We start from the raw sequence: 8,034 nt of genomic DNA, 5'->3' as shown, positions 1-8,034 counted from the left end.
CCTGAGCAGCAAGGGGCGCTATTACCGGAAGTCGGCGCTGCGCCTCCTGCCTCGCTTCTTCAGACAGCCCGAGCGTGCCGCGTTCGGCAATCTGATCAGCCTGCTCATCCACGTCTCGACATCCCTCCCCGCCGAAAACCGAATCGGCGATATTGAACGAGAGTATGGGCAGTTTATGCTACATAGTGAAGACAACTATGGGGAATCAGGGGCCGATTGCTGTGACCATGACCTTCGCTAAGATGTTGATTTTCCATGCTCCGCATTGAAGCTAACTTTGACAACTGACATCTCGATGGCCTCGCCCTCCCCTCCCCTTCGCACACCCGTCCGACGCCTGATTGGCTATGCGCGAGTTTCAACTGAGGAACAGGCAACCGATGCCCAGGTCGATGAGTTGCGCGCGGCCGGTTGCCAGATCATCCACACGGAGCACGGATCCGGCGCGTCGCGGGTACGGCCCGTATTGACCAAACTGCTGCGAGAGATCAGTGCCGGCGACGTCCTGGTCGTGGTCCGCCTGGATCGTCTCGCCCGCTCGGTCAGCCATCTGCTGGTGGTGATCGAGCATCTCGAGGAGCGCAAGGCGCATTTCCGCTCGCTGCATGATCCGATCGATACCTCCACGCCACAGGGCATGTTCTCGCTGCAGGTGCTGGGCGCGGTGGCGCAGCTCGAGCGCGCGTTGATCGCCGAGCGCACCAAGGCGGGCATGAAGGCGGCAATGGCCCGCGGCAAGCTGCCCGGCAATCCCGGCTTGCGAGAGCGCCGGCCCGAAGCGATCCGCGCGGCCTCGGCGGCGCGGCAAAAAGTCTATGTCGGCGATTTGATTGCCTCGGCCGCGACCTGGATGCCGATCGTGCAGCGCATGCGGCCCCAGCACAACTGGGACGATGTCGTGCGGGTGTTGAACCATCGCGGCCAGAATTGGACCGTCGAGAAGTTGCGGCGCGCCGTGCACCGACTGGTGAGCGAGAAGATGGCGGAGCCGCAGTTAATTCAGCGCGCGCCCCGACGTCCCCCCGAGGACCGCCTGATGACCCTCGTCGCCGGCATCGCCATCGCCGATCCGGATCTGAGCCTGCGCGATATCGCCACCCAGCTCGAGCGTATGCGGGAGCGGGCGCCACGCGGCGGCAGGCAATGGGCCGCCTCCTCCGTGAAAGCCCTGCTCGACCGGGCCCGCCGGCTCGGTTTGGTCGTGCCGCAGCCGCGGGAAGTTCAAGATTGAGCGGAGGAACGGCCGATGGCGAGCCTCAGAGACGCCGTCTCTCGGAGGCCGGCGGATCTCATGTCGCAGTTGCTCTCTTCTGGTTGATGCTAGGGTGCGAAAACCGACGCAGAAGGCGATGCAATGCATTTTGGGCGCAGACCGGGCTTCGTCCCTCGGAGTCCATAAAGGCTACTTCCAAATGCAATTTGGGCCGTGCATGGGCCAAGATGTCAGGGACCTCTCTGCGTCCCACGGATGCGGATTTCAGGACAATCACGCGTTCAGCCGCTGCCCCCTGCCCCATCTCACGACACTGGCGAAATTAGCTCCACCGTTGGAAAGTATGTCCGATAGCGCTTCAAGTCTCGCGTCAGCAAAGGTAGACCTTGAACCGCGGCATGGGCTCCAATGAAGAAGTCCGGCAACACCCCGGTGCGCGATCCGCCTGCCTTGCGATAGTGTGTGAACACCTTGCCTGCCAAGAACAAGGCTGACCGAGGGATGGGCATCAGTTCTAAGCCCGCGTCCTCAATGAAGGCATCGAGGCCTTCTATCCGATCGTAGCGAACGGATAGCTCCGCATACACAACATCGTTGATCATCAATGGGCCCGCGAGAGCGGCAGTTTCAAGCTGCTCGATCGACCAATCTGCCCAGTCTTGATCGTTCGTGACGAGATCGAGCAGGATGTTGGTATCAACGAGCGTCACGCTTCGCCACGCGTGAGCGCCATGATCGCATCCGTATCAAGTCCCTTGCCCGCGTGCCCTCTGAGCCGCTGGAACCGGCTGGGAGGCCTGTCCGTGTCCGCTTTCGTCAGCACCACGCTGCCATCGGCCGCCCTGCGGAAAGCCACCTTGCTTCCTGGAGCAATTCCAAGCAGATCCCTGACCGCTTTCGGGATTGTGACCTGCCCCTTGGACGTCACCGTGCTCGTCATAACCTCAACCCTGTAATACCACTTTCGTTGAAGGTATTACTCCGACGCTCTGGATTCAAGCGACATTATCGACCGATCGTTCCCACATTCGGCCGTGAGGTCTAAAAGCCCTGCTCGACAGTGCGGCGGGAACGTCCATCTCGGCGACCTGATCCGCTCGGCCCCGAGCTGCTGAACGTACTCATTGCCAGGACCAAAGACGCACCGTGGGTGACGACGAAATCCCCGCACTATGGCGGATGCCTTTGAAAAATGGTGATGCGGTCTATATCGCCAAAGCACTTGGTGTTGTCGCGTGAGCCAAAGTGATGTCCGAAATCGCCGTAAGACGGGATTGTCTCGAGAGCAGCTTTACCGCTCCTTCAGTGAACGGGAAAATCCGACGCTCAGAACAATCCTAGCCGTGATGCGCGCTTTGACATAGCGGTGAAGGCTCATACAGCCCCATAAGGGCGAGACACAAAAGTCTGCGTCACTGTACTTTAAGCCGGAGCAATACGGCAATGAGCAAGGCATTGGTCGGTCTAATGGCTGATAGACCTTTGAATGCGTCTCGGTAGCTTAAGGCTATGGCCGGCCGGCCGTCAGAACACACGAGCTCATGTGTCATTTGGCCTCCGGGCGCCGCCTACGGTTCCAAAATTCGTAGCGGGATCCAGTGCCCGTCCGGGACACGATCCGCTCCTCCCATTCGCCCCCCTTCAGCTCCCGCAGATCTGACTGCTACCAAATAAAGGCCCCCAACTCTCCTCATAACACGGACACCGCTAAGGTCTTCAGTGTCGTTGACTCGGTGAGCCTCCATTCGGCAACGCCGCATTGAATGAGGGCGATATCGATACCAGGACACAATCCTGCGATCCTTGTCCAGATGCCTTCAAAGCTGGGCTTCGAGGCCAGCACGTTCATCATCGATGAGCATCCTCGGCGCGGCCTGCATATGAAGCACGCCACATTGCGGTCTACACGTTCCGATCACTTAAAACTGCCGTCTGTTTCAGAACGAGGACACGACTGGGCTTCGCTAGGCGCGTCAGAGAGCTGAATACACAAATCGCATTGGTATTGGTCATCGACAAACCATCCATCTTGCTTCGAGCGGCCAAGGTTGCCGGGTGAATGCGATCCCCTCCCCTGTCTCGATACTCAAGATTGCGCCGGTGTCAGGCTGATGGCGAAACGATACAATCGACTGAGGGGCCTTCAGGCTGCGGCCTCCCCGCGGAAGCTTTGTCGGCATCGTTAGTTTTAATATCGGCACGCACCCTGCCCGACCATTAGACGCCATAAGCCCTACGACAGGCATGCTGAAGCGGACAATACATGGAACGCCAGCAGCACTATAAGCCGGTCGGCTGGCCGGTCACGGCACGATATACGTGGAGGGCTGCCCGCCTCAGGAAGGCATTGGACGTGGCGTGCGCTTACTCTGCCAGGACCAATCACCGTATACCGGCTAAGCGTGCGCTTCGCACGAGGATGAACCATCGGGTTCGAGAAGCCAAGCTGCGCACCAGTTACTGCGGTCTGGTGCAGGCTTCCGCTCCCATTGAAACGTTGACCCCATTTTCGATCGCACTTCGAAAGTCCTTGAGGCCAAACACCTGCCTCGCAGCCTTTACTGGGCGAACACTTCTGTTTACGCCACCGATATCTGGAAAATTCCAGCTTCAGAACTGCTTTGACAGCCGTGCAGAGGATAGAAAAAATATTGCAAAGCATACACTTAACCAACAATCTTGGTCTCATTTGAATATCGCTAAAACCAACGGACGTGAGTTAACTTCTCATTAAGACAAAATCGATTGCCGCGATGAGCGAATCGGGCATAATTCCCGCTTGTTGAGAGTTTTCCTTCAGAAAAGCGTTATTCTGAGAACCGGCATCGATGAACATGGCGACACCCGCTGAGGAATTTGAAACGTTCAGCTTTCACGAATCAATTCTCATGCAAGGAGAACTGATTTCGGACAAGCTGAACATGCTCCGCGTCGAGCATTACCCACCCGATGCGACCAAAACCCTGAGACAGTTCTCGTTGGCCGAAGTTGCATTCTTTTTGGGTGTCACTCAGTCGAATGTGAAAAAGCTTCACCTCGAAGGGAAGGGACCGATACCGACCACGTCCGCATCTGGACGTCGGACTTACACAGCCAAGCAGATGCTTGAATTGAGACATTATCTCGACCGGCATGGGCGCGCAGACTACAAGAAATATGTCCCGCACAGGAGGCCCGGAGAATCCTTACAGGTAATCTCAGTTGTGAACTTCAAAGGGGGTAGCGGAAAAACCACCACTGCGGCTCATCTAGCGCAGCATCTGGCTTTGACGGGCCATCGAGTGCTGGCAATCGATCTCGACCCTCAAGCCTCTTTATCAGCGCTGCACGGTTTCCAGCCAGAGCTGGACAAAAATCCATCTCTCTATGAAGCCCTTCGTTATGACAAGGCAAGAAAGTCGATCTCGGAAGTTATCCGCGCAACCAATTTTCCCGGCCTCGACATCGTGCCTGCGAACCTTGAGCTTCAGGAATACGAGTACGACACACCGCTTGCCGCAGCTAACAAAGCCTCATCGGATGGCCGCCTTTTCTTCACGCGTATTTCAGACGCGTTACGGGAGGTGGACGATCGCTATGACGTAGTCATCGTCGATTGTCCGCCGCAACTTGGCTATCTCACTCTAACCGCCCTCACGGCTTCAACCGCTGTTCTGATCACCATTCACCCACAGATGCTCGACGTCATGTCGATGAGTCAGTTCTTGCTGATGCTCGGGGGGATCCTGCAATCGATAAGCAAAGCCGGCGCGCATGTGCGCCTCAAATGGTTTCGCTATTTAGTCACACGCTACGAACCGACAGACGGCCCGCAAACGCAGATGGTCGGATTTATGCAAGCTCTCTTCCCTGCACATATGCTGAAGAACCCGATGGTAAAATCGACCGCGATTTCGGACGCGGGAATTACAAACCAGTCGCTCTACGAGGTCGAGCGCGCGCAATTCATTCGGACCACTTATGATCGCGCCCTTGAGGCTTTGAACGCGGTTAATGGGGAAATCACGGCTCTCGTTCATGGCGCGTGGGGGCGTAAATGAGGCTTATCTTGACAGCCGTGCAGATCGGCAAAACCGTCCAATTTGCCAATGACTTGTCTCCGGCTCGGGGAGGGCGCAATGGCACGTAAAAACCTACTGGCCAACGTGTCCGCACATCTGACAACTACGGCGGACAGAGAGGTCCGATCTGACTACGCAAATCGCGGCGCGTCGCGATCGATGATGCTATCGATCGAGGAAATGGCTGAGAACGCCAAGAAGATGATAGCAGGCGAAACCGTCGTCAGCCTCGATCCGGCTCTATTGGACGAATCGTTCGTCGTAGATCGCGTCGAAGACGACGAGGAAGAGTTTGCGAGCCTGAAGCAGGGAATTAAATCGGAAGGGCAATTGCAGCCTATTTTGGTTCGCCCTCATCCGGACGCCGACGGCCGATTCATGATCGTGTTCGGGCATCGCCGCGCCCGCGCGGCGAGAGAGCTTGGCATTTCAGTTCTCGCAGTTGTGAAAAACCTCGAAGCCATTGCCCATATCGTTGCCCAGGGGCAGGAAAACTCTCGACGCGCAAATCTTTCCTTCATTGAGAAGGCTCTCTTCGCCACAAAGCTCTTGAGTATGGGGCAAAGTAAGGAAACGATTAGGTCTGCGCTCAGCATCGATGACACATTACTGTCGAGAATGCTGTCGGTAGTGGAAACCGTACCGGCTCAGGTGATTGAGGCAATCGGTGCCGCGAAGTCCGTTGGCAGGGACAGATGGGAAGAGCTCAAGAAACTCGTCGCCAATCCTAAAGTCGCGGAATACGCGTGCGATGTGGTCAACGCAGAAGCGTTCCGTTCGCTGGAGGGAGCAAACCGCTTCAATCATCTTCTTGGAGAACTGAAGCAGGCGGGGCAGGGGAGACGGAAGCGGAAGAAGGCCCGAGAGGGAGGAGTAGGCGTGTGGTCTCCTGACGATCGGGCCGTTTCTGCCAGCTACCAGAGCACAGGAAAAACATTCACGTTATCACTGAAGTCGGCTCACGCGAGCGAGTTCGGCCATTTCATTTCATCAAACCTTGAATCGCTTTATCGCGATTTCAAGGAGTGGAAAGTTCGACAGCAAGGAGAGTAGCGCAAAAGAAAAAAGCCCCCGAACGTCGCCGCGCGGAAGCCTTTTCTTTGATCTAAGCACCCAAAGAATCACACTTTCGCAAAAGCCTGTCAAGCGGTTCGGCGCCATTTCGGCGAGCAGATTTCTTTTGCCTAGCGATAGGTGAAAGAGAATGCAGACGCATATTGCAACGACGCCCTTTGGGCGGCGGACGATGTCGCTTGCCCAGCTGGCACAGCAATCCATCGGACGCAGCGCCCCGAAAGACACCGCTGTCCATAAATGGCAGGTGTTTCAACATATCCGCGAAGCGCGCGATCGCCTGGGGGCCACCGACAGGGCCCTCACCATCCTGAACGCCTTGCTCTCGTTCCATCCGGAAACCACCCTGTCAGCGCGGGGAGGTCTTGTTGTCTGGCCTTCCAACGATCAGCTCGCAGCCCGCGCCAATGGCATGCCCGCCACAACCCTGCGGCGACACCTCGCCAACCTGGTGGAATGCGGCCTCATCATCCGCCGCGACAGTCCCAACGGCAAACGCTTCGCCCGCAAGGGCAGGGGAGGGGACATCGAGCAGGTCTACGGTTTTGACCTCTCACCCATCGTCACACGCGCCGATGCCTTCAAAGACATGGCGGAAGCCGTGCAGGCTGACAAACGCGCGAGACAAGTCGCCCGGGAACAGCTGACGCTCCTGCGCCGGGATATCGTCAAGACCATCACCGCTGCCCGCGCGGAAGGCGCACCAGGCCCCTGGGAGATCGCACAGCACCGCTACCACGCGATCATCAGCCAGCTTCCGCGCCAGCCCTGCGGAGAGGTCATCGAGGCGATCTGCGCTGATCTGCGCCATCTCTGGGACGATATTCGCACATCCTTGGAAAACTTCACACAATCCCGGATTCCGGCCGCCAATGAGTCCCATTCTGGCGGGCACTTAAAAGAGTCAAACCCAGAATCTCATTCTGAATTTCAAAAAGATGACTCAAGGGATGAACAAAACGCCCCTTCCGGCGAGACCACGCCCCCAGTCGCTCAGGATCGGCAAGGACCGAGCCTTTCCACGGTCATCAAAGCCTGCCCAGCTATCATCGATCTGGCCCAGGGCCGTGCCATTCAGAACTGGCGAGATCTTCTGGGATTGGCAGGTGTTGTTCGTCCGATGCTGGGGATCAGTCCCAAACTCTGGGAGGAAACTTGTGCAACGCTCGGCGCCCAGGGTGCTGCGACAGTGCTCGCCGCGATTTATGAGCGGTCGGGGGAGATCTCCAATCCAGGTGGCTATCTTCGTAATCTCACCCAGCGCGCGGTCACCGGAGAGTTCTCGACCACTCCCATGGTCCTCGCCCTGTTCACGGCGAAGTTGAGAAAGGACAGGGGAGGGGAGTATCTCCAGCATCCAATCCCGACAACAGAACTCCCGGGGATCGCGGGCGGTCATTCTCGCCCCTCCATCACTGTGAGCGCCGCGTTGCAGCAAAAGCTCAAGAGCGGGGCAACTCGGCGAGCTTGGAGCAGGAGGTGAGGCAGTGATATCACGGATGGGGTTCCTGAGGAGGCAGCACAGGGGAGGCTCTCTCCCAGCTCAACGACGCGAGGTACCCGTTTGGCCCCGCAGAGGCCTCCTTTCAGCAGACGTTGTCTTTCGCCGCTGCGTCGTACCCTTCACCTCATTCAGCGAGTTCAACAAAGATCGAGTCCGAAGCGCGGTGACCTGAGACCCTTTTC

The 8,034-nt window shown here is 57.5% G+C and carries 9 protein-coding genes; 6 read left to right on the top strand and 3 right to left on the bottom strand.

Going from position 1 to position 8,034, the window contains the following annotated elements; all coding sequences use genetic code 11:
* Together KIO74_RS31450 and KIO74_RS31445 are read left to right on the top strand one after the other, a co-directional pair.
* A partial coding sequence (locus KIO74_RS31450; RefSeq protein ID WP_213339711.1) for a hypothetical protein occupies positions 1-241 on the top strand: 241 nt, incomplete at its 5' end.
* A gap of 54 nt (positions 242-295) precedes the next feature.
* Positions 296-1,231, top strand: coding sequence for a recombinase family protein (locus KIO74_RS31445; RefSeq protein WP_213339713.1), 936 nt, complete (start codon positions 296-298; stop codon positions 1,229-1,231).
* A 287-nt stretch (positions 1,232-1,518) separates the two neighbouring features.
* Here KIO74_RS31445 and KIO74_RS31440 read toward each other — a convergent pair whose 3' ends face one another.
* Positions 1,519-1,923, bottom strand: a complete 405-nt coding sequence (locus KIO74_RS31440) for a type II toxin-antitoxin system VapC family toxin (RefSeq protein WP_213339710.1) — start codon at positions 1,921-1,923, stop codon at positions 1,519-1,521.
* Positions 1,920-2,153 carry an AbrB/MazE/SpoVT family DNA-binding domain-containing protein gene (locus KIO74_RS31435; RefSeq protein ID WP_213327335.1) on the bottom strand — a complete coding sequence of 78 codons (234 nt, stop codon included), beginning with the start codon at positions 2,151-2,153 and terminating at the stop codon, positions 1,920-1,922. Before KIO74_RS31435 ends, KIO74_RS31440 begins: the two co-directional genes overlap by 4 nt.
* A 295-nt stretch (positions 2,154-2,448) precedes the next feature.
* Between KIO74_RS31435 and KIO74_RS32590 the strand changes: the two genes are divergently transcribed.
* Positions 2,449-2,577 (top strand): helix-turn-helix domain-containing transcriptional regulator, encoded by a 129-nt coding sequence (locus KIO74_RS32590; protein ID WP_349629251.1) that lies wholly within the window; start codon positions 2,449-2,451, stop codon positions 2,575-2,577.
* A gap of 326 nt (positions 2,578-2,903) precedes the next feature.
* On the opposite strand, the gene KIO74_RS31430 is transcribed toward KIO74_RS32590, so the two are convergent.
* Positions 2,904-3,065: a hypothetical protein gene (locus tag KIO74_RS31430; RefSeq protein ID WP_213339709.1), complete on the bottom strand. Its 162-nt coding sequence runs from the start codon at positions 3,063-3,065 to the stop codon at positions 2,904-2,906.
* A 976-nt stretch (positions 3,066-4,041) separates the two neighbouring features.
* Between KIO74_RS31430 and repA the strand changes: the two genes are divergently transcribed.
* The 3 genes from repA to repC all read left to right on the top strand — a co-directional run bounded on the left by repA (position 4,042) and on the right by repC (position 7,831).
* The gene (repA, locus tag KIO74_RS31425) at positions 4,042-5,253 is read left to right on the top strand and encodes a plasmid partitioning protein RepA (protein ID WP_213339708.1); all 1,212 of its coding nucleotides are present in this window, start codon (positions 4,042-4,044) and stop codon (positions 5,251-5,253) included.
* Between the two features lie 78 nt (positions 5,254-5,331).
* Complete coding sequence (repB, locus tag KIO74_RS31420; RefSeq protein WP_213339707.1) at positions 5,332-6,327, top strand: plasmid partitioning protein RepB; 996 nt, start codon at positions 5,332-5,334, stop codon at positions 6,325-6,327.
* Between the two features lie 151 nt (positions 6,328-6,478).
* A complete protein-coding gene (gene repC / locus KIO74_RS31415; protein ID WP_213339706.1) occupies positions 6,479-7,831 on the top strand; it encodes a plasmid replication protein RepC in 1,353 nt (450 codons plus the stop codon).
* Positions 7,832-8,034 lie beyond the last annotated feature (203 nt).

The organism is Chelatococcus sp. HY11, assembly GCF_018398335.1.
GTDB lineage: Bacteria > Pseudomonadota > Alphaproteobacteria > Rhizobiales > Beijerinckiaceae > Chelatococcus.
Note: the sequence above shows the minus strand (reverse complement) of the source record. Positions and strands in the feature narration are given on the sequence as shown.